A 22,401-nucleotide genomic window follows, 5' to 3' on the forward strand; every position below is an offset into this window, starting at 1 on the left:
GCTGTCTGCCCCCATGCGCTGGCGGTGGTGCTCAGGGCGTGGCCACCGCCGGCTGGCCCGTGCGCATCTGCCGGGTGACGGGATCGATCTGGGCCGAGGGGATCTGGTAGTGCTGCGCACCGAACAGGTCGATGCCGCACTCCAGGTTTTCAATCCAGCAGTAAAAGTCTTCGATCGCCCGCTTGCCGATGATGGGGGCGCCGTGCTGGGGCACCAGCATCTGCACGTCCAGCTGGCGGGCCATCTGGGCCCACAGGCGCAGGATCTTGTTGGACACCATGTAGCGGCGGTGGAAGGCTTCCATGCGCGGGATGTGGCTGGGCATGTGAACCACGGGCTTGCGCGCCTCGGCCCCGGTGGTCATGGACACCGCCAGGTCGCCGGTGAAGAGGATGCGGCTGATCGGGTCGTAGAAGTGGAAGTTGCCCTCGGAGTGCATGAAGTGCGCCGGCAGCAGCAGCAGTTCGGTGCGCCCCAGCGGCAGGCGGCCGCCGCTGTCCGGCACCCCGATCACGCGGTCTTCGGTCTTGCCCACTTTGGTGAAGTGCGGCGCGAAGCGTTCCCAGACGCGCGAGATGACCAGAGAGGCCTTGGTGCTGCTCATCCAGCGGTCCAGCGATGCGATGATGTCCGGGTCGGCGTGGGAGGCGATGACGTAAGAGAGCTTTTGCGGCGCAAAGTGCCGTGTCATGCCCATGAACAGCTCGTTGAAGGCCAGGTTGCCGCCGGGGTCGATGATGGCGCCGGTGCCATGGTCGACGATCAGGAACTGGTTGCACTGCACGGCCTGCCCATCTTCCTCCATGAGGTCGGTGAACATCAGGCAAGCGTGGGTCTTGTCACGGTAGAGTTCGATGGCCATCTGCAGGGTCGATGCGGAAAAAGGGCCCACTGTAGGAGACGTGGACCGGCCAGCGCTTGATCAAGCGCAATCCACCGTATGCTGCGCACCCGGCCGGTGGGCGCAGACCGTCGCCCAGCCGCCGCAGGTTCAGCGTGCCGGCGCAGGTGGCGGGGTGGTGCCCGGCGCAGGGGTGTTCGGTAGCACTGTATCGGGCAGGGAGGCACGCCCTTGGGCCGCGGGGTCGGTGGGCAGGTACAAAGGTCCGCGCTGGCCGCAGGCTGCCAAGGCCGCCGTACAAACGGCAAGGGCAATGCACCTGACTAGAATTTGGGGAGCATTCAACATGAGTGGATTGTAATGACCGACCTTGAATATTTAGACAGAGCCGAGCAGTTGCTGCTGGCCGTGGAGCAGTCGTGCGATCGGCTCAACGATGAGACCGACGCAGACATTGATGCCCAGCGCGTGGGGGGGATGGTGACCTTGGTGTTTGCCAACCGCACGCAGATTGTGATCAACCAGCAAAAGCCGTTGCATGAAATCTGGATGGCGGCCAAGGCCGGCGGCTTTCACTACAAGTTCGATGGCCAGCACTGGCAGGACACCAAGGGCGGCGGTGAGTTCTTCGAGAACCTGAGCCGTTTTGCCAGCGCCCAATCGGGACTGACTCTGGCATTCACCGCCAAGACGGTCTGACGGCTGGCGGGTGATCGCCAAGCCCATGAATGAAAAAAGCCCGGTGGGTGACCACCGGGCTTTTTTGTGGGCGCATCAGTTGCGGAACAGGTCCAGGATGCGGCTGCGCTCTTCTTGCGGAGGCGCTTCCGTGGGCTGATCGGGGTTGAAGTACCCGGGGTTCATGCCCAGCGCGGTCACGCCGGCGCCGCCAGCATATTCCTCGTAGAACCATTCCCCCCCCATGTTCACCACCCCCGGAGGCACGGGGTAGGTGGCAACCGGCACGTCCTTGAGCGCGTGCTGCATGAAGCTGATCCAGATTGGCAGGCTGAGGCCGCCACCGGTTTCGCGCGAACCCAGGTTGCGCGGGGTGTCATAGCCAATCCATGTGATCGCGGTCAGCGTGGGCTGGAAGCCGGCAAACCAGGCATCGACCGCATCGTTGGTGGTGCCGGTCTTGCCGTAGATGTCCGGGCGCTTCAGCGTGGCCTGCGCGCGCGCTGCCGTGCCGGATTTGGCCACGGTCTGCAGCATGCTGTTCATGATGAAGGCATTGCGTGCGTCGATGGCCTGTGGCTGCTCTTCCAGCGGCTTGGGGGTGTAGGCCGACAGCACCTGACCCTTGTGGTCCGTGATTTTGGAGATCAGCCAGGGGTTGATGCGGTAGCCACCATTGGCAAACACCGAGAAGGCGGTGGCCATCTGCATTGGGGTGACCGAGCCGGCGCCCAGGGCCATCGTCAGGTAGGCGGGATGGCGGCTGGCCTCGAACCCAAACCGGGTGACCCATTCCTGGCCGAACTGTGGCGTGGTGAACTCCAGCACGCGAATCGACGGGATGTTGCGCGATTTGGCCAGGGCCGTGCGCAGGGGCATCGGGCCTTCGAATTTGCCATCGTAGTTGCGTGGCTCCCATGGCTGGCCGCCGGTGACGTTGGCGCCGAAGAACATGGGCGCGTCATTCACCAGGGTGGCAGGGCCCACACCCTTCTCCAGGGCCGCCGAGTACAGGAACGGCTTGAAGGACGAGCCGGGCTGGCGCCATGCCTGGGTGACGTGGTTGAACTTGTTTTTCTGGAAGTCAAACCCACCGACCAGCGCGCGGATGGCGCCGGTGCGAGGGTCGACTGCGACAAACGCGCCTTCCACTTCAGGCAGCTGTGTGGCCGACCACTTGCCCTTGCCGGTTTCGATCACCCGGATCACGGCACCCGGGCGGATCTTGATGTTGGGGGCCGCCTTGTCACTCAAGCCCGATTCCACGGGCTTCAGCCCGTCCCCGGTGATGACGATCTTCTCGCCGTCAGGGCGTTGCACGGTCATCGACTTGGTCGAGGCTTCCAGCACCACGGCGGCCAGCACATCCCCGTTGTCGGGGTGCTGGGCCAGGGTGTCGTCAATCACATCTTCCAGCGCCTGGGCATCACTGGGCAAGGCAATGAACTTTTCGGGGCCGCGGTAACGCTGGCGCCGTTCGTAGTCCATGATGCCCTTGCGCAGTGCGGCATAGGCCACCTCCTGCTCGCCAGCGTTGAGGGTGGTGTAGACGTTCAGTCCGCGGGTGTAGGCATCGTCACCGTACTGGGCATAGACCAGCTGGCGGGCCATTTCGGCCACGTAGTCCGCGTTCACGCCCACGTTGTGGTTTGCGTTGCGCAATTGCAGCGGCTCCTCACGCGCCAGGCGTGCCTGCTCGGGGGTGATGAAGCCGTTCTCTTCCATGCGGTCGATGATGTAGAGCTGGCGAATGCGAGCACGCTTGGGATTGCTGATGGGGTTGTAGGCCGAGGGGGCCTTGGGCAGCCCAGCCAGCATCGCAGCCTCGGCGATCGAGACATCCTTGAGGGGCTTGCCGAAGTAGACCTCGCTGGCCGCCGCAAAACCGTAGGCCCGGTGACCCAGGAAGATCTGGTTCATGTAGATCTCGAGGATCTTCTCCTTGGTCAGCAAATGTTCCAGTTTGAAGGTCAGCAGGATTTCATAGATCTTGCGCGTGTACGTCTTCTCGGAAGACAGGTATACGTTGCGGGCCACTTGCATGGTGATGGTCGATGCGCCTTGGCTCTTGACCTTGCCCAGGTTGGCCAAGGCCGCACGCAGCATGCCCTTGTAATCCACGCCGCCATGCTCGAAGAAGCGGGTGTCCTCGATCGCCAGGACCGCATCCACCATGACCTTGGGGATATCGTTGATGGGCGTGAGCGTGCGCCGCTCTTCGCCGAACTCTCCCAGCAGAGCGCCTTCGGCCGAGTAAATGCGCAGCGGCAGCTTGGGGCGGTAGTCGGCCAGCTCGGACACGTCCGGCAGGTTGGGATATGCCATCGCCAGGGCTACGGCAATCACCATGGCCAAGGCCAGCGCGCCAGCGACCGCCAGGCCGATCAGCCATAAAAAAGCACGCACCAGCCAGTGCATGCGTGCGTGTGGGGGGGTCTGAGGACGGGATGTGCTCTTATCTCGAGAGTCTGGAGAGGTAGGCATGACGCTCCACTCAAAAGGGGGAGACCATTATAGAAATGGTCAAGATTCAATGCGGTGAAACGGTGACGGTGCCCAGGCAGCTTGCGGAGCTCCTGGCGCGGTGAGCGCCAAAGCGTCTACTTTTGGCAACGATAGCGCAGCCGCCCGCTATGGGGAGGGCTTGGTTGATTTCTATCCTTACTGATAGCATGCCTCGAACTGCTAATTTCTATATCTCAAAATGAAACCGGAAGGGAGGGCCCCTTGATATCTGTAGGTTCTCTATTTAGGCGCCAGCCCTCGCCGCTGATTGGCTTGGACATCAGTGCATCTGCTGTCAAGCTGGTCGAACTGAATCAAGACGGTCAAGGTGAGTGGGTGCTGGAGCGGTGCGCGACAGAGCCGTTGGACGCGGACTGGATCGTGGATGGCAACATCGAAAAATTCGATGAAGTGGCCGACGCGCTGCGGCGCCTGTTGAAGAAAAGCGGGACGCGGGCCAAGAACACGGCCCTTGCGTTACCTTATTCTGCGGTTATTACAAAAAGAATCATTTGCCGGGCAGCCTCAGCGAGCAGGAGCTGGAGGTGCAGGTGGAGTCCGAGGCCAGCCAATACATTCCTTTCCCGTTGGACGAAGTGAGCCTGGATTTCTGTGTGGTGGGCGCGAACGCGAAGAACCCCAGCGACGTCGATGTGCTGCTCGCGGCCACACGCAAGGAACGGGTGGAAGAGCGCAACAACTTGGCGGTTTTGGTGGGGCTCAATCCGGTGGTGATGGACGTGGAGTCCTATGCCTCGCGTCTGGCAGCGGGGCGCTGGATTGCCAAGCTGCCGAACGCCGGCGCCGGTGAGCTGATTGCCTTGGTGAAGGTTGGCGCCCGTAACGTCAGCCTGCAAATCGTGCGTGACGATGAGGTTCTGCACGATAGCGAGCAGGCATTTGGCGGTGCGCAGTTGACCCAGATGATTGCGCGCCACTACGGGGTGACGGTGGAAGAGGCGGAGCTGAAGAAAAGGACGGGTGACTTGCCGGCGGATTATCCCCAGGCCGTGCTTCAGTCTTTTGTTGGCAGCCTGGCCCAGGATATCGGGCGCGCCCTTCAGTTCTTCTATACCAGCACGCCCTATCACAGCGTGCAGCATGTGGTGCTGTTTGGCGGCACAGCAGGGGTGGCAGGTTTGGCCGAGGCGGTACAGGCGCAAACCGGCGTGCAGGCCCATGTGCTGAACCCCTTCGAGGGCATGAAGCTGTCGACGGGCGTGCTGCAGTCCCGACTGAAGCAGGATGCCTCCATGTACCTCACGGCTTGCGGCTTGGCGATGCGGAGGTTCCTGTCGTGATCTTGATCAATCTATTGCCCCACAGAGAGGCTGCGCGCAAGCGCCGCAAAGAGGCGTTTCAGGTCACCATGTTCTTGGCCGTGGTCGTGGGTCTGCTGGTGGCGGCCCTGGTCTATTGGTGGTTCCAATCGCGGATTGAAAACCAGCAAGATCGCAACGCCTACCTGAGCTCGCAAATTACCGTGCTGGACAAGCAGATCAAGGAAATTGCGGGCTTGGAAGGGGAAATCAATGCGCTGCGCGAGCGGCAGAAAGCGGTGGAGGCCTTGCAGGCCAACCGCAATTTGCCTGTGCATCTGCTGAATGAGCTGGTGCGCCAGCTCCCGGAAGGCGTGTACATCAGCTCGATCAAGCAAAACGGTCTGCAGGTCGAGATGAAGGGGGTTGCGCAATCCAACGAGCGTGTCTCGGAAGTGTTGCGCAATTTGTCTGGCAATACCGCCTGGTTTGCCAAACCTGATCTCAAAGAGATCGTGGCATCGACAGTGGCGTTGTCCCCGAAGGACCAACGCAAGGTGGTCAACTTCAATTTGAGCTTTTTGCTGGTGCTGCCGGTTGACGCGGAGTCTGGGGCTGCGGCCATTGCGACTGGAGGGGCAAAACCATGAAATCCTCCAAAGTGCAGTTGAAGCTGGATGTCGCGGGGTATCTGGCCGATGCCAAGGCACAGTTCCAGGACCTGGATCCCAAGGACCCCTCACTGTGGCCCATCTTGCCCCGGGTAGTGCTGTGCATCGCCATCACGTTGTTCACGGCGGGGGCAGCATGGTATTTCTACCTCAGCGACTTGGAAGTCGATTTGCAAAGCGAGCGCGATAAAGAGACCAGCTTGCGCGCAGACTACAGCAAGAAACTGCTCAAGGCAGTCAGCCTGGATGGCTTGAAGCAGCAGCGCGAGCAAGTGCAGCAATATGTGATCCAGCTGGAGAAACAGTTGCCCAGCAAATCGGAAATGGCGGCCTTGTTGTCTGATATCAACCAGGCTGGATTAGGGCGCAGTCTGCAGTTTGAACTGTTCAAGCCGGGTACCGAAGTGGTGAAAGACTTCTATGCAGAGTTGCCGATTGCCGTCAGGGTGTCCGGGCAGTTTCACGACATGGGCATGTTTGCGTCGGATGTGGCGCATTTGTCGCGCATCGTCACCCTGAATGACCTGTCGGTGGCGCCCAAAGGTAAGGATGGTGTGCTGACGCTGGATGCGACGGCCAAGACCTACCGTTACTTGGATCCGGAGGAGATCAGTGGGCGGGCTGGCGCCCAAAAAACCAAGCGGGGTGGCAAATGATGAACCTCCGTAATGCGCGTTGGGTGGGCTGTCTGAGCGTTCTCCTGCTGCTGGGGTGCTCGGGGGATGAGCACGGGGACTTGCAGCAATGGGTGGCCGAACAACGGGCGGTGACCAAGCCCAGGATTCAGCCACTGAAGGAACCTTCGGTTTTCACCCCGCAAGCTTATGTGGCGGCCGATGGTGCAGACCCTTTCAGCATGAGCAAGCTGACCCAGGTTCTGACCCGCGAATCGGCGCAAAACACCTCGAATATGGCGCTCTTGATCGCAGAGCAGGGGCGGCGCAAGGAAGAGCTGGAAAGCTATCCCCTGGACAGCATGGTGATGGTGGGCAGCTTGCGCAAGGGCGGGCAGGATACCGCGCTGCTCAAGGTGAATCAGTTGATTTACCAGGTCAAGGCGGGCAACTATCTGGGGCAGAACTACGGGCGTATCGTCCAAATTGGAGAACACAGCATCAAGCTGCGTGAAATCGTCCAGGACCCTGCGGGGGACTGGGTGGAGCGCATGACCACGCTGGATCTGCAAGAGGGGAATAAATAATGCTGAAAAAGAAAAATTGGCTGTCCGCGCGCTGGTTGGCCGTATCCATGACTGCGTTGTGTTCCTCATGGGCCTGGGCGGCCAGCATCCAGTCGGTCACGGGGTCGTTGCAGGCCGGCGGTGAGGTGGTGCGCATCGAGCTCTCCGAGCCCCTGAGTGCACCTGTCACCGGGTTTGCCATCCAGACGCCGGCACGCATTGCGCTGGATTTCCCGCAGACCAGCAATGCCCTGGGGCAATCGCTGCTGGAGATTCAGCAGGGCAACCTGAACACCGCGAATGTGGTGGAGGTCTCCGGCCGTACGCGGCTGGTGTTGAATCTCAAGACCGCGACCACCTACCGCACGGAAACCAAGGGCAACACCGTCCTGGTGTTCCTGGATCCGGTGCAGCAGGCCTCGGCGATTGCGCCCACGGAATCGCCCAACCGCCGTCTGGTGGCCAAGCCGGTTCAGCAGGATGGGGCAGTGGTCCTGAAGGATGTCGATTTCCGCCGCAGTGCCGATGGCGCTGGCCGTGTGGTGGTGGATCTGGGCTCGCCGATGGTGAGTGCGGATGTCCGCCCTGAAGGCAAAGGGATCGTGGTGGATCTGCTGAAGACCAGTTTGCCGGAAGGATTGCGCCGTCGTCTGGACGTCGTGGATTTTGGAACGCCGGTGCAGGTGGTGACATCCAGCCAGCAAGGCGATCGCGTGCGCTTGCAGGTCGAAGCGACCGGGGAGTGGGAGCACAGTGCCTACCAAAGTGATAGCCAGTTCGTGCTGGAAGTGCGTCCCAAGCGCGTGGATCCAACCAAGTTGAGCAAAGGCCCCGGCTTCACTGGCGAGCGCCTGTCGCTGAACTTCCAGAACATCGAAGTGCGGTCGCTGCTGCAGGTGATCGCCGATTTCACGAACTTCAACATCGTGACATCCGACACGGTGGGTGGGGCCCTGACCCTGCGGCTCAAGGATGTGCCCTGGGACCAAGCGCTCAACATCATCATGGAGGCCAAGGGCCTGGGCATGAAGAAAAACGGCAATGTGCTGTGGATTGCCCCCAAGGATGAGATCGATGAACGCACCAAGCGCGACTTTGAGGCGGCACGCAATATCGAGCAGTTGGAGCCTTTGCGCACCCAGGGCTTCCAGATCAACTACGCCAAGGCCGAAAATCTAAAAGAGCAAATCGCGGATAAAGGTGGTTCCAGCGAAGCCAGCACGCGTTTCCTGTCGCAGCGCGGCTCGGCGATTGCCGAACCACGCACCAACCAGCTGTTTGTGACGGATACCGCCAAGAAGCTGGAGGAGATCGCCAACCTGCTGAAGAAGCTGGATGTGCCTGTGCGCCAGGTGCTGATTGAGGCGCGGATTGTCGAGGCGCGCGATACGTTCGGTCGCTCTCTGGGTGTCAAGTTTGGCGGGGGGTACCAAAGCCCTGGCCGCGGCAGCATCGGCACCGGCTATGCGCCGTATGGCACGACCACCAGCTCCCCATTTGTCAATTTGCCGGCCGGCCTGTCGACCGGGGGCACGCCTTCGTCGCTGGCACTGAGCATCTTCAACTCGGGGCTGACGCGCTTCTTGTCGCTGGAGCTGTCCGCGATGGAGGCGGAAGGCGAAGGCAAGGTGATCTCCAGCCCGCGCCTGCTGACCGCCGACCAGACCCAGGCGGTGATCGAGCAAGGTACCGAGTACCCCTACACCCAGACCGCCCCGAATGGCGCCACCACGGTCGCCTTCAAGAAGGCCGTGCTGAAGCTGGAAGTGGTGCCGCAGATCACGCCCGAGGGCAACATCATTCTGGATCTGGACCTGAACAAGGACTCGCGCGGCGAAACCACGCCCCAGGGGGTGGCCATCGACACCAAGCACATCAAGACCCAGGTGCTGGTGGAAAACGGCGGCACGGTGGTGATCGGCGGTATCTTCGAGATGGAAGAAACCAACCAGGTCAACAAGGTACCGGTCCTGGGGGACATCCCCGTGATGGGCAACCTGTTCAAGAGTCGCACGCGCGAGTCGACCAAGCGCGAGATGCTGGTTTTCATCACTCCGCGCATGGTGACCGATGCGATTGCCCGCAACTGACAGCGCGCAATGTCGGTGACAATCCAAGACCGCCGCAAGGCGGTCTTTGTCTATGCATGAACAGGATGCGGTTGTGCACTTTTCTCTGATCGGCCTTCCGGGCTCCGGCAAATCCACCATCGGGCGCCAATTGGCACGCCAGTGGCATCTGCCCTTCATCGACTCCGACCATGTCATCGAGCAGCGCCTGGGCTGCACCATCAAGCAGTACTTTGCCGAGCATGGCGAAGCGGCGTTCCGCGACGTTGAGCAGCAGGTGCTGGCCGAGTTGCTGGCCGCCACGGCGCCCTGTGTGCTGTCCACCGGTGGTGGATCGGTGCTGCGCGCGGCCAACCGCCAGGCCTTACAGGCCCACAGCACCGTGTTTTACCTGCAGTCCACGCCCGAGGACATTGCCCGCCGCCTGCGCAACGACACCACCCGGCCTTTGATGCAGGGGGACGATCCGCTGCAGCGCCTGCAGGAGCTGCTGGCGGTGCGCGAGCCGCTGTACCTGGCGACGGCCCACTATGTCGTGGATGCCGCTCGGCAAAACGCCAGCCAGGTCAGCCGCAAGATTGGCATGCAGGCCGAGTTGGCAGGCCTGCTGACGGGCCAGGGCAGCCCAGGGGCTGCGGGTGATTGAAGGTATAAATACGCCCCAATGCCACAGCGTGCCGCCGGGCTGCATGCTGTTTCCAGGCCGCACTGGCCTGCCATGTTTGCCGAGATGCTTGCCGTGACCGAAACCTGCCATACCGTCCACATCGATTTGGGCGACCGCTCCTACCCCATTGTGATTGCTGCCGATCTGCTGGGGCAGGCCGCGACCTTCGCCGCCTGCCCCGATGCGGCGCAGGCCGTCATCGTTACCAACACCACGGTGCAGCCGCTGTATGCCGCGCAACTGCAGGCCGCGCTGGCGGGCAAGTACCGCCAGGTGCACACCGTGGTGCTGCCGGATGGTGAAGCCCACAAGGACTGGCAGACGCTGAACCTGATTTTCGACGGCCTGCTGCAGCAAGGCTGCGACCGCAAGACGGTGCTGTTCGCGCTGGGGGGCGGGGTGGTGGGCGACATGACCGGCTTCGCAGCGGCCAGCTACATGCGTGGCGTGCCGTTTGTGCAGGTGCCGACCACGCTGCTGTCCCAGGTGGATTCCAGCGTCGGCGGCAAGACGGCCATCAACCACCCCCTGGGCAAGAACATGATTGGCGCCTTCTACCAGCCGCAGCTGGTGGTGTGCGATCTGGCCACGCTGGACAGCCTGCCCCAGCGCGAAGTCGCGGCCGGGCTGGCGGAAATCATCAAGTACGGCCCGATTGCCGACATGGCCTTCTTCGACTGGCTGGAAACCCACATCGATGCCTTGCGCCAGCGCGACCGCACGGCGCTGCTGCAGGCCGTGCGCCGCAGCGTGGAGATCAAGGCCTGGGTGGTGGGCCAGGACGAGAAGGAAGCCGGCCTGCGCGCCGTCCTCAACTTTGGCCACACCTTTGGCCACGCCATCGAGGCCGGGATGGGCTACGGCAACTGGTTGCACGGCGAAGGCGTGGGTGCCGGCATGGTGATGGCCGCGCACCTGTCGCAGGCACTGGGGCTGGTGGATGCCGCCTTCGTGCAGCGCCTGACGCGCCTGATTGAACGGGCAGGCCTGCCCACGCGCGGCGCCGTGCTGGATGCCACGGACAACGCGGGCGCCTACCTGGCACACATGCGCGTGGACAAGAAGGCCGAGGCGGGGGAAATCCGCTTTGTGCTGATCGATGGCCCGGGCAAGGCCGTGGTGCGCGCGGCGCCCGACGCGCTGGTGCGTCGCGTGATCGACACCTGCTGCGCCCAGGGCGTGGGCATCCAGGCGTAATCGGAAAAGATAGCTGCCAGCGCGCGCTGAACAAAGTTTTGGATTGCATAGTGGTCTGAATTCGTTGTTTGGAGAGCGCGAGCAGCTATGCTTTTGTTGAGCGCTGTGCGCTCGCCACCTTGGGACGTGAAACGGGAGGAGCTGCGTTTGGCACTGCAAACCTTGTCGCCCTGGGCTTGCCAGCCCGAGCAATCCCGCGGTCGCCGGTATCCGGAAGACGCCGCGCCGACGCGCACCGAACACCAGCGCGACCGCGACCGCATCGTGCATTCCAGCGCCTTCCGCCGCCTGGTCTACAAGACCCAGGTGTTCGTCAACCATGAGGGCGATCTGTTCCGCACGCGACTGACCCACTCGCTGGAGGTGGCGCAGCTCGGCCGATCGATTGCCCGGCCGCTGGGCCTGAACGAAGACCTGGTCGAGGCCATCTGCCTGGCCCACGACCTGGGGCACACGCCGTTTGGCCATGCCGGCCAGGATGAACTGAACGCCTGCATGCAGGCCTGGGGCGGGTTCGAGCACAACCTGCAAAGCCTGCGCGTGGTCGATGCGCTGGAAGAGCGCTACCCCCAGTACGATGGTCTTAACCTGACGTTCGAGACGCGCGAGGGCATCCTCAAGCACTGCTCGCGCGCGAATGCGCTCAGGCTCGAAGCCCAGGAGCCGGGCGGTGTGGCGGCGCGCTTTCTCAGCGGGCGCCAGACTTCGCTGGAGGGGCAACTGGCCAACCTGGCCGACGCGATCGCCTACAACGCCCACGACGTGGACGATGGCGTGCGCTCCGGTCTGATCACGCTCGAACAGTTGCAGGCCGTACCCCTGTTTGCGCATTTCCATGCCCAGACCCTGGCGGCCTACCCGCAGCTGGCGCAGGCGTCGGAGCAGCGGCGCCTGCTGTACGAGACCATCCGCCGCATGCTCAGCGCCCAGGTGTACGACGTGATCGACACCACGCGCGCCCAGATTGCCCAGGCGGGCGTGGCGCATGTGGACGACGTGCGCGCCCAGGGGCAACGGCTGGTGGCCTTCAGCGCGGGCATGCAGGCGCAGTCCCAGGCGCTCAAGCATTTCCTGTTCCACCAGCTGTACCGCCACGACCAGGTGATGCAGACCATGGACGCCGCCCGCCAGGTGGTGCGCGAGCTGTTTGCCGCCTACCTGCAGCAGCCGGCGATGATGAAGCCGCGCTTCGCCCAGCGCGCGCTGCAGGCGGACCAGGAGGCGGTCAAGGCCCGGGCCGTGGCCGACTTTGTGGCCGGCATGACGGACCGTTATGCCTCCCGAGAGCACGAACGCATCACGGGGCGCCAGCTGCTGGGCTGACGGGCGGGTGGAGTGGCGGCAATCCCAAGCGGTCTGCACCGCCAAGCCCGGCTGGCTAGAATTTGCAGCACAACACAAGAGGGGGCATGGTGCCCCCATTTGTTTTTAAGGCCGACCTATGACCGACACCTCCACCGAACGCTCCTTTCCTGAAGACATCGTGATCGCCGACACGGTGCGCTGGCTGGAAAAGGCCGTGATCGGCCTGAACCTGTGCCCGTTCGCCAAGAGCGTGCATGTCAAAGGGCAGATCCACTACGTGGTCAGCCAAGCCACGGACGCGGAAGGTGTGGTCATGGACCTGCACCGGGAGCTGGAGGCGCTGGCCGAAATCTCGCCCGACAAGCGCGACACCACCTTGCTGATCCTGCCGCAGGCGCTGCAGGAGTTCCTGGACTTCAACGACTTCCTGGAGCTGGCCGACGCCATGGTGGAAGAGCTGGAGCTGGGCGGCATCCTGCAGGTGGCGTCCTTTCACCCGCGTTTCCAGTTTGAAGGCACGGACGTGGACGACGTCACCAACTGCACCAACCGTGCCCCCTATCCCACGCTGCACCTGCTGCGTGAAGACAGCATCGACAAGGCCGTGGAGGCTTTCCCCGAAGCCGAGACCATCTACGAGCGCAACATGGAAGTGCTGGAGCAGATGGGCATCGAAGGCTGGCTGGACCTGGACCTGGCGGCACGCTGCCCGTTCACCGGCCGCGATGCCACGCCCCCAACCGAGAAAGATTGATGAGCAGACACGACAAGGCTGGCAAGACCCCGGCCAAAACTGCGGGCGGCAAGCCCACCCCCCAAGACATCGCCACGCAGCTGGAGCTGAAACCTGGCCAGAGCATCGAGCTGCTCAAGGCGCTGCACATTCTGACGCGCGACGGCAAGCTCAACCAGGACTCGCGCCGTAAGCTCAAGCAGGTCTACCACCTCTACCAGTTCATCGAACCCATCCTGCAGGAGCTGGGGCAGGGCGGCCAGGCCCTCACGCTGGCCGACCACGGCGCCGGCAAATCCTACCTGGGCTTCATCCTCTACGACCTGTACTTCAAGGCCCAGGCGCAGGGCCACATCTACGGCATCGAAACCCGCGCCCCCCTGGTCGAGGCCTCGCAGAAGCTGGCGGCCGAGCTGGGCTTTGCGCGCATGCATTTCCTGAACATGTCGGTGGCCGAATCCACGCGCGCCGACGCCATGCCCGAACGCTTCGACGTGGTCACGGCCCTGCACGCCTGCGACACCGCCACCGACGATGCCATCGCCTTCGGGCTGGAGAAAAAGGCCAAGGCCATGGTCCTGGTGCCCTGCTGCCAGGCCGAAGTGGCTGCCTGCTTGCGCCAGACCAAGGCGCTGAGCCTGTCGCGCACCCCCCTGGCGGAGTTGTGGCGCCACCCCATCCATACGCGGGAAATGGGCAGCCAGATCACCAATGTGCTGCGTTGCCTGTATCTGGAGGCCAGTGGCTACCAGGTGACCGTGACCGAGCTGGTGGGCTGGGAACACAGCATGAAGAACGAGCTGATCGTGGCACGCTACACCGGACACAAGAAACGCAGTGCGGCCGAGCGCCTCCAACAGCTGCTGACCGAGTTCGGGCTCGAATCCCTGGCACAGCAGCGCTTCAAAGTGGCGTTGCCGAAGAGTGGGGACGCGGGCGAAGTGTAGTTTTTTGTATACAGTCGCCAAAAAAGGTGAGCGGCGACATGCCCCTTTCTGGGTGGAAATCAACAACGAGACGCCCCAGGCCGAGCCGCTGGTGCTGGACAACCTGGTCAGCAGCATCCAGCTGGCCAGTTTGCGCACCGACCTGACCCCGGTGTTCAGCTTCAATGCCCAGGGGATTTATGTCCGCGGTGAGCGCTCTGCGCCCTCAGACCGCATCAACCGCTGGCAAGACTTGCAGCAACGGATGCGCAAGGAGGGGTTTGATGCGTTGTGAAGGCCCTGATTACCGAGTTCCTTGCGTTGCGCCACCCGTCGGTCCCCTGGACCCTGGTACGGTGCAACGGCGTATTTTTGAAAGGCCTTAAGCCATGTCCTTGCTCAAACAGCTTTTACTCAGTGTGTCGATCGCGATTGCGGGGATCTTGCTGGGCACGCTGGCGTTCAGCATCGAGGCAGCGCGCAGCTATCTGACGGAGCAGTTGCAGTCGCAAAGCGAGAACGCCGCTTCCTCCCTGGCGCTGTCCTTGTCCCAACCGGGCAACCAGGACCCCGTCACGCAGGAGCTGCTGATGGCGGCCCTGTTCGACACGGGGCAGTTCGCCGGCATTCGCCTGGTGGCGCCGGACGAGCAGGTGCTGTTCGAGCGTGAACGCAAGCCGCTGGAGATGCAAGCGCGCGCGCCCGAGTGGTTCCGCCACATACTGCCCTTGCCGCAGCCCCAGGCCGAGCGGGCCATCAGCGACGGCTGGCGGCAGGTGGGCAACCTCTGCGTGATGGTGGACAACCGGTTTGCCATGGATGCGCTGTGGTCCAGCAGCATCCGGATGACCGGGCTGATCCTGGTGGCGGGCGGCGCCTGGGCCTTGTTCGTGGGCCTGCTGCTGCGGTGGTTCCGACGGGTGCTGCACGAGGAAATCGAGGCCCAGGTGCTGCGCATCGGCACCAGCCAGAGCGATGTGGCCGACGTGGGCGAATCGCGCGTGGCGGAGCTGACCTCCGTGTCCCACGCCATCCAGCACACCCATGTGCGCGTGCAGCAAGCGGCCCAGGCGCAGACGCAGCGCATCGAACACCTGGAGCTGGAGACCAACAGCGACCCGGTCACCCAGCTGCCCAACCGCAAGTACTTCGTCAACGAGCTGCAAAAGCTCCTGCTCAGCGGGCCGCAGGCCCAGGGGCATGTGCTGATGGTGCGCCAGCGCGACCTGCAGGCCATGAACACCAGCTACGCGCGCCACGAGGTCGACGAATGGCTCAAGAGCGTCTGGCAGCAGGTGCAGCAACTGCTGGCCGACAACGCCCAGGTGCAGGCCCAGCTGGCACGCCTGAATGGCAGTGACTTCGTGGTGCTGCTGCCCGGGGGCTGGGCCCCGAGGGCATGCACATGGTGCAGCAACTGCGCAAGCTGCTGCAGTCGCAGAACCTGGCGCTGGGGGCCGGTCAGTGGACGCGCTGGGCGTTTGCGCTGACGGCCTTCATCGGCACGGACACGGTGGGCGATGTGCTGTCGCGCCTGGACCGTGGGCTGATGCAGGCCGAAAGCGCAGGCCATGGCGATGTCGAGTACGCCGAGGCCACGCGCCAGCCTGGTCACATGGTGGCCGGCGAGCGCAATTGGCAGCAACTGCTGAGCATGGCCCTGCAGACGCCCCAGGCCCTGCAGATCGCGGTGCAGCCCCAGACCAGCACCTCCCTGGTCGGCACCGATGTGCGCCATGAGGCGTCCCTGGAACTGCACGAGCCCGATGGGCGCGTGCTGGGCGGTGCCTTCTTCCTGCCGGCGGCCGTGCGCCTGGGCATGTCGGCCGACTACGACCTGCAGGCGCTGTCGCTGGGCTTGCAGTGGCTGGGCCAGCACCCGGGTGAGACCCTGGTGGTGCGCGTGTCCGTGCCGTCGCTGGAGCAGGACGACCTGGTGCCGCAGGTGCGCAAGCTGCTGCAATCCCCGCCGGCCCAGGCTCTGGGGGCAGGGCTGGAGCAACTGGTGCTGGAACTGGATGCGCACGCGCTGGAGGTCAACCCCGCGCGCGTGGCCGAGCTGTGCGACGAAACCGCGCTGGCCCATGTGGGGGTGGGGCTGCGCCGCCTGGACCAGTCGCCCAAGGCCCTGTGGCACCTGCCCAGCCTGCCGCTGCGCTATGTGAAGTTGGGGGGCTATTTTGCGGAGCAGTCGCTCAGCAACCCCGGGGTGCGTCACCTGCTGGAGGCCATGATCAGCACCGCCCAGGACCAGGGCGTGCGGGTCTACATCACCGATGCCGTGGCACCCGAGGCCGCGGCGTGGCTGCGCATCAAGGGCGCCAGCTTGCCCGTGCAAGGCCAGGGTTGAGGCGTGCCCCGTGGCGCGGCCCGCCTGCCGTGGCGGGCGGCGTTTGCGCGTGCGGTCCGGTGCACGGCCTGGCAAAAAGCAGAGCGCCTTGCGCCCGCGAATCAAGGGCTACAGCCACTTTTTATCCAAAACGGGTCATGTGCCCATGGCAGTGCCGCACAAAAAAACGCCGAACGTGCGACACGTTCGGCGTTGCCAAAGGAGGAGAACACAGCTGCCCGGCCCAGCCGGTCGGGACAGCCGGTCGGGCGCTTACACCTCGGCGCCAGACTCTTTCACGACCTTGCCCCACTTGGCGGCTTCGGACTTGATGAAGGCGTCGAACTGGGCGGGGGTCTCGATGACCACTTCACCACCCTGGTCTGCGATCTTCTTGGCCACGGCCGGGTCCTTCAGCACCTTGGTCAGCGCGGTCTGCAGCTTGGTCAGGATGGGCGCGGGCGTGCCGGCCACGGCCCACAGGCCGAACCAGGACGTGGCTTCGTAGCCCGGCACGCCGGCTTCGGCGATGGTGGGCACGTCCGGCAGTTCGGGCGAGCGCTTGGCCGTGGTCACGGCGATGGGGCGCAGCTTGCCCGAGCGCACGTGCTGGATGGCCGAGGGCATGTTGTCGAACATGACGGCAATCTGGTTGCCCAGCAGGTCGGAGATGGCGGGGGCGCTGCCCTTGTAAGGCACGTGGGTCATTTCGGCACCGGTCATGCTCTGGAACAGCGCGCCGGACACGTGGGGCGAAGCGCCGGAGCCGGGCGAGCCGTAGGTCACTTCACCGGGGTGCTTCTTGGCGTAGGCAATCATTTCCTGCACCGTCTTGTAGGGACGGCTGGGGTGGGCCACCAGCAGGTTGGGCACGTTGGCCACGCGGCTCAGCGGCGCGAAGTCCTTGACCGGGTCGTAGGGCAGCTTCTTGTACAGCGCCTGGTTGATGGCGTGCGTGCCCACGGTGCCCATGAACAGGGTGTAGCCGTCGGCCTTGGCGCGCGACGCCTGCTGCGCACCAATGTTGCCGCCGGCGCCGGGCTTGTTCTCGATGATGATGGTCTGGCCCAGTTCCTGTCCCAGTGCCTGGCCCACGATGCGCGCCAGGATGTCGGTGGTGCCGCCTGCAGAGAAGGGCACGATCATGGTCAGGGGCTTGTCGGGGTAGGCGTCAGCGGCCAGGGCCGAGCCCATGCCGGCCACGGCCAGGGTGGCGGCGGCCAGGGTTTTCAGGCCGGTGCGGCGGGTGAAAGTGCGGGATGCAAACATCAACGTCTCCTGTGTGAACAGATGCTGGTCAGAACAAGTCCCCCCGTGCGCCCGCGCAGCGGGTGCGGTGCAGTCGGTCCAGGGGGGATTGGTGGCCGTGCATGCGTGGCACGGCCATCCGGGAAGGGGCGGGGCCGCGCGCTGGCAGGCCAGCGGCAGTCCCAGTGGCGGCCCGGCTCCTTCGGAGCAGGCCGGATGGGTGGGGTCACCCGGTGCCCAGGCCAGGCACTGCGGTGCCCGGCCCTGGCGGTGTGCAAGCGGGGGTCAGACCTTTTCGAGGATCACGGCAATGCCCTGGCCCACGCCGATGCACATGGTGCACAGCGCGTAGCGGCCACCCAGCGTGTGCAGCTGGTTGACGGCGGTGGTGGCCAGGCGGGCACCCGAGGCACCCAGGGGGTGGCCCAGGGCGATGGCGCCGCCCCACTGGTTGACGCGCGGGTCGTTGTCGGCAATGCCCAGGTCGCGCAGCACGGCCAGGCCTTGCGCGGCAAAGGCTTCGTTCAGCTCGATCACATCCATGTCGGCCAGGCTCAGACCGGTCTGGGCCAGCACCTTGCGCACGGCGGGGGCGGGGCCAAAGCCCATGATGCGGGGCGCCACACCGGCGGTGGCCATGCCGACCACGCGGGCGCGGGGCACCAGGTGGTATTGCTGGGCGGCTTCGGCATTCGCCAGCAGCAGGGCGCAGGCGCCGTCGTTCACGCCGCTGGCGTTACCGGCGGTCACGGTGCCGTCAGGGCGTACCACGCCCTTGAGCTTGGCCAGCGCTTCCAGCGTGGTGGCGCGGGGGTGCTCGTCCTGGCTCACCACGATGGCATCGCCCTTCTTCTGGGGGATGGTGACGTGAACGATTTCCTGGGCCAGGTAGCCGGCAGCGATGGCTGCGGCCGCCTTTTGCTGGGAAGCCAGGGCCATGCGGTCTTGCGCTTCACGCTCGATCTGGAAGTCGTCGGCCACGTTCTCGGCGGTCTCGGGCATGGAGTCCACACCGTACTGCTGCTTCATCAGCTTGTTGACGAAGCGCCAGCCGATGGTGGTGTCGTACACGGCGTTGTTGCGGCTGAAGGCGCTTTCGGCCTTGGGCATGACGAAGGGCGCGCGGCTCATGGATTCCACACCGCCGGCAATCATCAGGCGGGCTTCGCCGGACTTGATGGCGCGCGCGGCGGAGCCGACGGCGTCCAGCCCGGAGCCGCACAGGCGGTTGATGGTGGCACCGGGCACGTCGATGGGCAGGCCGGCCAGCAGGCTGGACATGCGGGCCACGTTGCGGTTGTCTTCACCGGCCTGGTTGGCGTTGCCGTACAGCACATCGTCCACGGCGGACCAGTCCACGCCGGGGTTGCGCTCCATCAGCGCCTTGATGGGCAGTGCGCCCAGGTCGTCGGCGCGCACGCTGGACAGCGCGCCGCCGTAACGGCCGAAGGGGGTGCGGATGGCGTCGCAGATGAAGGCTTCGGGTGCAGTGCTCATGGTGGTGTCTCCGAGTCACGCTTGGCGGCCAGCGCCAAGTTTTAAAAAAAGAGCTGCCAGCGCAAGCTAGATGGGCGCTGGAGGCTGTTTGGGTATGAATTGCAATCAGGCCGTGGCAATCGGCAGGCCGACCATGGCTTCGAGTTCGGCGTGGCTCAGGCCGTCCACCAGGTCGATCAGGCGCAGGCCCTGGGGCGTGCATTCCAGCGTGCACAGCTCGGTGTAGATGCGCTTGACGCAGGCCAGGCCGGTCAGCGGGTAGCTGCAGGCCTGGACGACCTTGCATTCGCCGGTCTTGCTCATCAGGTCCATCATCACCCAGGTGCTCTTGGCGCCCACGGCCAGGTCCATCGCGCCGCCCACGGCGGGGATGGCGCTGGCTTCACCGGTGCTCCAGTTGGCCAGATCGCCCGTGGCCGACACCTGGAAGGCGCCCAGCACACAGATGTCCAGGTGGCCGCCGCGCATCATGGCGAAGCTGTCGGCATGGTGGAAATAGCTGCCACCGGGCAGCAAGGTCACGGGCTGCTTGCCGGCGTTGGTCAGGTCATAGTCTTCCTGGCCTGCTTCTGGGGCGGGTCCCATGCCAAGGATGCCGTTTTCCGACTGCAGCACGATTTCGCGGTCGGCGGGGATGTGGTTGGCCACCTTGGTGGGCATGCCGATGCCCAGGTTCACATAGGCGCCGTCGGGAATGTCCTGGGCGATGCGTTGGGCCAGTTCGTCTTTGGTACGCTTTTGATAGCTGCTCACGCTTGATACTCCTGCGCTTTAACTGTTTTTAGGCAGATTTCTTAAAGCCGCCAGCTTGCGTGGCAACACGTTCGATCGGCACCACCTTGCTCACGTAGATGCCGGGGGTGACGATGGCTTCGGGGTCCAACTGGCCCAGTTCCACCACCTCGTGCACGGTGGCCACGGTGAACTTGGCCGCGGTGGCCATCACGGGGCCGAAGTTGCGGGCCGATTTGCGGTAGGTCAGGTTGCCCCAGCGGTCGCCTTGCTCGGCCTTGATCAGGGCCACATCGCCGTAGATCGGGTACTCCAGCACATAGTGCTTGCCGTTGATCTCGCGGGTTTCCTTGCCGGCGGCCAGCTCGGTGCCATAGGCCGTGGGGCAGAAGAACGCGCCGATGCCGGCACCGGCAGCACGCATGCGCTCGGCCAAGTTGCCCTGGGGGACCAGTTCCAGCTCGATCTTGCCGCTGCGGTACAGCTCGTCGAACACCCAGCTGTCGACCTGGCGGGGGAAACTGCAGATGATCTTGCGCACCTGGCCACTCTTGAGCAAAGCGGCCAGACCGGTGTCGCCATTGCCCGCGTTGTTGTTCACAATCGTCAGGTCGCGGGCGCCGTGGGCAATCAGGCCGTCGATCAGCTCCACGGGGTTGCCGGAAGTGCCAAAGCCACCGATGAGTATGGTGGCGCCGTCTTGGATGCCCGACAGTGCCTCGGCGATCGTGTCGGTGATTTTGTTGATCATGTGTCTCTGTCTCCCTGCGGGACCGGTTGCAAAGTGAGGGCTTTGCTAAAATGTTCGCAATAAGAACATTTGTTCGCTGAAAGAATTATATGAATGGGATTGTCACCAAGTCAGCTGTAGAAACCACATCAGGGAAAACCCTGGATGTGCAAGATGGGTCGGAGAAAAAGCCGGGCGACACCTATGTGCAGTCGTTCGCCCGCGGGCTGGAGGTGATCCGCTCGTTCAGCGCCGACCGCCCGGTGCAGACCTTGAGCGAGGTGGCCGCCCAGACCGGCCTGACCCGCGCCGGGGCGCGCCGCATCCTGCTGACCTTGCAGACGCTGGGTTATGTGGCGTGCGCCGACGGCAAGCACTTTGAGCTGACGCCGCGCATCCTGGACCTGGGCTTTGCCTACCTGAGTTCGCAGCCGTTGTGGAACCTGGCCATGCCGGCCATGGAAACCCTGTCGGAAGCGGTGCAGGAGTCCTGCTCGGCCGGGGTGCTGGACGGGTTGGAGGTGGTCTATGTGGTGCGCGTGCACGCCCACAAGATCATGAGCACCAACCTGGGCGTGGGTTCGCGCCTGCCCGCGTTCTGGACGTCCATGGGGCGCGTGCTGCTCGCCGGCCTGCCGCAGCCGCAACTGCTGGCCCTGCTGGCCAGCTGCCCGCGCGAGCCGTTCACGCGATACACCCTGACCGAGGACGCCGACCTGCTGGCGGCCATCGAGGTGGTGCGCCAGCAGGGCTGGGCGTTGATCAACCAGGAACTGGAGGAGGGCCTGATCTCCGTTGCCGCGCCACTGCACAACGCCCAGGGCCAGTGCGTTGGGGCGATCAATGTCTCGGGCCAGGCCAACCGCACCAATGCCCAGGAGATGCAGGCGCGCATCGTGCCGCACCTGCTGCGTGCGGCCCAGACCATCTCGCTGCTGATGCGCACGGCCCGGCGCTGAGTGCGCCGCGCGGGATAATGCGGCGCAACTTCTGACTGGCACCCATGGCACGACTCCCCCGCCTGACCTTGCCCGGCCTGCCGCACTACGTGCTGCAGCGTGGCAACAACCTGCAGCCCATCTTTGCCGACGCCCAGGACTACGCCTGCATGAAGGACCTGCTGCGCGAGATGGGGCGGCGCTTTGCTGTGGAGCTGCATGCCTACATCCTGCTGCCCAACCAGTTGCACCTGCTGGCCACGCCGGAGACCGCCGACAGTCTGCCGCAGTTCATGCAGGCCGTGGGGCGCAGCTATGTGCGCGGCTTCAACAACCGCCATGGCCGCAGTGGCACGCTGTGGGAGGGGCGCTACCGCGGCACGGTGCTGGAGCCGCAGGCCTGGCTGCTGCCGGCCATGGTGGTGCTGGAGAGCCAGGCCGTCACCCAGGGGCTGGCCGCGCGCGCGGTGGACTATGCCTTCAGCAGTGCGCGCCACAACGCCGGGGCGCAGGTTGACGGCATGCTGCGCTTGCACCGGGCGTACTGGAGCCTGGGCGATACCCCATTTGCGCGTGAGGCCGCCTATGCCCAGTTGCTGGACCGCGGGGCCAGCGAAGAGGTGCAGGAGGTGGTGCTGCAAGCCGCGCTCAAGGGCTGGGTGCTGGGCGGGGACAGCTTCGTCCAGGGCCTGCAGCAGCAGACCAAACGCCGCCTGACCCGCCAGAAAGCCGGCCGTCCGGTGCGTGGCGATGCACCGATAGGCTGAGGGCGGTTCTGGGTTTCTTGCACCATTTTCGTGCATCTTTTTAGTGTGTTTTTGAATGTTGTTGTTTTTGTTGGTATTTTTAATATGTCCCTAATTTATGTTTTGTTTGTTTTTGGTGCGTATTAATTA

At 64.1% G+C, this 22,401-nt stretch carries 21 protein-coding genes and 2 pseudogenes; 16 read left to right on the top strand and 7 right to left on the bottom strand.

What is annotated here, in order from left to right; translation table 11 throughout:
• Positions 1-31: 31 nt before the first annotated feature.
• The gene (locus SJH88_RS00185) at positions 32-862 is read right to left on the bottom strand and encodes an oxygen-binding di-iron domain-containing protein (RefSeq protein ID WP_154164217.1); all 831 of its coding nucleotides are present in this window, start codon (positions 860-862) and stop codon (positions 32-34) included.
• 129 nt (positions 863-991) lie between these two features.
• Positions 992-1,189: an LPS translocon maturation chaperone LptM gene (lptM, locus tag SJH88_RS00190; RefSeq protein WP_081770784.1), complete on the bottom strand. Its 198-nt coding sequence runs from the start codon at positions 1,187-1,189 to the stop codon at positions 992-994.
• A 12-nt stretch (positions 1,190-1,201) separates the two neighbouring features.
• On the opposite strand from lptM, the gene cyaY reads away from it, so the two are divergent.
• Positions 1,202-1,540, top strand: a complete 339-nt coding sequence (cyaY, locus tag SJH88_RS00195; RefSeq protein WP_154164215.1) for an iron donor protein CyaY — start codon at positions 1,202-1,204, stop codon at positions 1,538-1,540.
• 75 nt (positions 1,541-1,615) lie between these two features.
• On the opposite strand, the gene SJH88_RS00200 is transcribed toward cyaY, so the two are convergent.
• Positions 1,616-3,937: a penicillin-binding protein 1A gene (locus SJH88_RS00200; protein WP_043385464.1), complete on the bottom strand. Its 2,322-nt coding sequence runs from the start codon at positions 3,935-3,937 to the stop codon at positions 1,616-1,618.
• A gap of 309 nt (positions 3,938-4,246) precedes the next feature.
• Between SJH88_RS00200 and SJH88_RS00205 the strand changes: the two are divergent.
• The 13 genes and pseudogenes from SJH88_RS00205 (at position 4,247) to SJH88_RS00265 (ending at position 16,381) form a co-directional block, all read left to right on the top strand.
• Positions 4,247-5,325, top strand: a pseudogene (locus SJH88_RS00205) (pilus assembly protein PilM).
• Complete coding sequence (locus SJH88_RS00210) at positions 5,322-5,933, top strand: PilN domain-containing protein (RefSeq protein WP_274753281.1); 612 nt, start codon at positions 5,322-5,324, stop codon at positions 5,931-5,933. Before SJH88_RS00205 ends, SJH88_RS00210 begins: the two are co-directional and overlap by 4 nt.
• Entirely contained in the window at positions 5,930-6,610 is a 681-nt protein-coding gene (locus SJH88_RS00215) for a type IV pilus inner membrane component PilO (protein WP_260674768.1), read from the top strand. The genes SJH88_RS00210 and SJH88_RS00215 overlap by 4 nt, the downstream gene beginning before the upstream one ends.
• Positions 6,607-7,155: a pilus assembly protein PilP gene (locus tag SJH88_RS00220; protein WP_043385479.1), complete on the top strand. Its 549-nt coding sequence runs from the start codon at positions 6,607-6,609 to the stop codon at positions 7,153-7,155. Before SJH88_RS00215 ends, SJH88_RS00220 begins: the two co-directional genes overlap by 4 nt.
• Positions 7,155-9,224, top strand: coding sequence for a type IV pilus secretin PilQ (locus SJH88_RS00225; RefSeq protein WP_420921701.1), 2,070 nt, complete (start codon positions 7,155-7,157; stop codon positions 9,222-9,224). Before SJH88_RS00220 ends, SJH88_RS00225 begins: the two co-directional genes overlap by 1 nt.
• A gap of 73 nt (positions 9,225-9,297) precedes the next feature.
• Entirely contained in the window at positions 9,298-9,849 is a 552-nt protein-coding gene (locus SJH88_RS00230; protein WP_390887247.1) for a shikimate kinase, read from the top strand.
• Positions 9,850-9,942: 93 nt separating this feature from the next.
• Entirely contained in the window at positions 9,943-11,067 is a 1,125-nt protein-coding gene (aroB, locus tag SJH88_RS00235) for a 3-dehydroquinate synthase (protein ID WP_274753283.1), read from the top strand.
• A gap of 147 nt (positions 11,068-11,214) precedes the next feature.
• A complete protein-coding gene (locus SJH88_RS00240) occupies positions 11,215-12,390 on the top strand; it encodes a deoxyguanosinetriphosphate triphosphohydrolase (RefSeq protein ID WP_081888901.1) in 1,176 nt (391 codons plus the stop codon).
• 118 nt (positions 12,391-12,508) lie between these two features.
• Positions 12,509-13,126 (top strand): DUF1415 domain-containing protein, encoded by a 618-nt coding sequence (locus SJH88_RS00245; RefSeq protein WP_234687581.1) that lies wholly within the window; start codon positions 12,509-12,511, stop codon positions 13,124-13,126.
• Positions 13,126-14,052: a class I SAM-dependent methyltransferase gene (locus SJH88_RS00250; RefSeq protein ID WP_274753284.1), complete on the top strand. Its 927-nt coding sequence runs from the start codon at positions 13,126-13,128 to the stop codon at positions 14,050-14,052. Before SJH88_RS00245 ends, SJH88_RS00250 begins: the two co-directional genes overlap by 1 nt.
• Positions 14,053-14,119: 67 nt before the next feature.
• Positions 14,120-14,326, top strand: a pseudogene (locus SJH88_RS00255) (transglutaminase-like cysteine peptidase); the annotation flags it as partial.
• Positions 14,327-14,420: 94 nt separating this feature from the next.
• Complete coding sequence (locus SJH88_RS00260; protein ID WP_274753285.1) at positions 14,421-15,521, top strand: LapD/MoxY N-terminal periplasmic domain-containing protein; 1,101 nt, start codon at positions 14,421-14,423, stop codon at positions 15,519-15,521.
• On the top strand, positions 15,437-16,381 hold the full coding sequence (locus SJH88_RS00265; RefSeq protein WP_274753286.1) for an EAL domain-containing protein: 945 nt from the start codon (positions 15,437-15,439) through the stop codon (positions 16,379-16,381). The genes SJH88_RS00260 and SJH88_RS00265 overlap by 85 nt, the downstream gene beginning before the upstream one ends.
• A 252-nt stretch (positions 16,382-16,633) precedes the next feature.
• Here the strand turns inward: SJH88_RS00265 and SJH88_RS00270 are convergent, their stop codons facing one another.
• The 4 genes from SJH88_RS00270 to SJH88_RS00285 all read right to left on the bottom strand — a co-directional run bounded on the left by SJH88_RS00270 (position 16,634) and on the right by SJH88_RS00285 (position 20,588).
• Positions 16,634-17,629, bottom strand: coding sequence for a Bug family tripartite tricarboxylate transporter substrate binding protein (locus SJH88_RS00270; protein WP_042414332.1), 996 nt, complete (start codon positions 17,627-17,629; stop codon positions 16,634-16,636).
• 264 nt (positions 17,630-17,893) lie between these two features.
• Positions 17,894-19,105, bottom strand: coding sequence for a 3-oxoadipyl-CoA thiolase (pcaF, locus tag SJH88_RS00275; protein ID WP_274753287.1), 1,212 nt, complete (start codon positions 19,103-19,105; stop codon positions 17,894-17,896).
• Between the two features lie 105 nt (positions 19,106-19,210).
• Positions 19,211-19,858: a 3-oxoacid CoA-transferase subunit B gene (locus tag SJH88_RS00280; RefSeq protein WP_274753288.1), complete on the bottom strand. Its 648-nt coding sequence runs from the start codon at positions 19,856-19,858 to the stop codon at positions 19,211-19,213.
• A gap of 28 nt (positions 19,859-19,886) precedes the next feature.
• On the bottom strand, positions 19,887-20,588 hold the full coding sequence (locus SJH88_RS00285; protein WP_274753289.1) for a 3-oxoacid CoA-transferase subunit A: 702 nt from the start codon (positions 20,586-20,588) through the stop codon (positions 19,887-19,889).
• An 89-nt stretch (positions 20,589-20,677) separates the two neighbouring features.
• Between SJH88_RS00285 and SJH88_RS00290 the strand changes: the two genes are divergently transcribed.
• A complete protein-coding gene (locus tag SJH88_RS00290; protein ID WP_081770622.1) occupies positions 20,678-21,526 on the top strand; it encodes an IclR family transcriptional regulator domain-containing protein in 849 nt (282 codons plus the stop codon).
• 44 nt (positions 21,527-21,570) lie between these two features.
• Positions 21,571-22,272, top strand: coding sequence for a transposase (locus tag SJH88_RS00295; RefSeq protein WP_274753290.1), 702 nt, complete (start codon positions 21,571-21,573; stop codon positions 22,270-22,272).
• Positions 22,273-22,401: the final 129 nt, after the last annotated feature.

Source organism: Comamonas sp. GCA5 (genome assembly GCF_036541385.1).
Lineage (GTDB): Bacteria > Pseudomonadota > Gammaproteobacteria > Burkholderiales > Burkholderiaceae_C > Comamonas > Comamonas aquatica.

What these genes read in the sequence shown, in the direction of transcription:
- SJH88_RS00185 (WP_154164217.1), bottom strand. Translation starts at nt 862, where the DNA reads ATGGCCATCGAACTCTACCGTGACAAGACCCACGCTTGCCTGATGTTC.
- lptM (WP_081770784.1), bottom strand. Translation starts at nt 1,189, where the DNA reads ATGTTGAATGCTCCCCAAATTCTAGTCAGGTGCATTGCCCTTGCCGTT.
- cyaY (WP_154164215.1), top strand. Translation starts at nt 1,202, where the DNA reads ATGACCGACCTTGAATATTTAGACAGAGCCGAGCAGTTGCTGCTGGCC.
- SJH88_RS00200 (WP_043385464.1), bottom strand. Translation starts at nt 3,937, where the DNA reads ATGCACTGGCTGGTGCGTGCTTTTTTATGGCTGATCGGCCTGGCGGTC.
- SJH88_RS00215 (WP_260674768.1), top strand. Translation starts at nt 5,930, where the DNA reads ATGAAATCCTCCAAAGTGCAGTTGAAGCTGGATGTCGCGGGGTATCTG.
- SJH88_RS00220 (WP_043385479.1), top strand. Translation starts at nt 6,607, where the DNA reads ATGATGAACCTCCGTAATGCGCGTTGGGTGGGCTGTCTGAGCGTTCTC.
- SJH88_RS00225 (WP_420921701.1), top strand. Translation starts at nt 7,155, where the DNA reads ATGCTGAAAAAGAAAAATTGGCTGTCCGCGCGCTGGTTGGCCGTATCC.
- SJH88_RS00245 (WP_234687581.1), top strand. Translation starts at nt 12,509, where the DNA reads ATGACCGACACCTCCACCGAACGCTCCTTTCCTGAAGACATCGTGATC.
- SJH88_RS00250 (WP_274753284.1), top strand. Translation starts at nt 13,126, where the DNA reads ATGAGCAGACACGACAAGGCTGGCAAGACCCCGGCCAAAACTGCGGGC.
- SJH88_RS00260 (WP_274753285.1), top strand. Translation starts at nt 14,421, where the DNA reads ATGTCCTTGCTCAAACAGCTTTTACTCAGTGTGTCGATCGCGATTGCG.
- SJH88_RS00265 (WP_274753286.1), top strand. Translation starts at nt 15,437, where the DNA reads ATGGTGCAGCAACTGCGCAAGCTGCTGCAGTCGCAGAACCTGGCGCTG.
- SJH88_RS00270 (WP_042414332.1), bottom strand. Translation starts at nt 17,629, where the DNA reads ATGTTTGCATCCCGCACTTTCACCCGCCGCACCGGCCTGAAAACCCTG.
- pcaF (WP_274753287.1), bottom strand. Translation starts at nt 19,105, where the DNA reads ATGAGCACTGCACCCGAAGCCTTCATCTGCGACGCCATCCGCACCCCC.
- SJH88_RS00285 (WP_274753289.1), bottom strand. Translation starts at nt 20,588, where the DNA reads ATGATCAACAAAATCACCGACACGATCGCCGAGGCACTGTCGGGCATC.
- SJH88_RS00290 (WP_081770622.1), top strand. Translation starts at nt 20,678, where the DNA reads ATGAATGGGATTGTCACCAAGTCAGCTGTAGAAACCACATCAGGGAAA.
- SJH88_RS00295 (WP_274753290.1), top strand. Translation starts at nt 21,571, where the DNA reads ATGGCACGACTCCCCCGCCTGACCTTGCCCGGCCTGCCGCACTACGTG.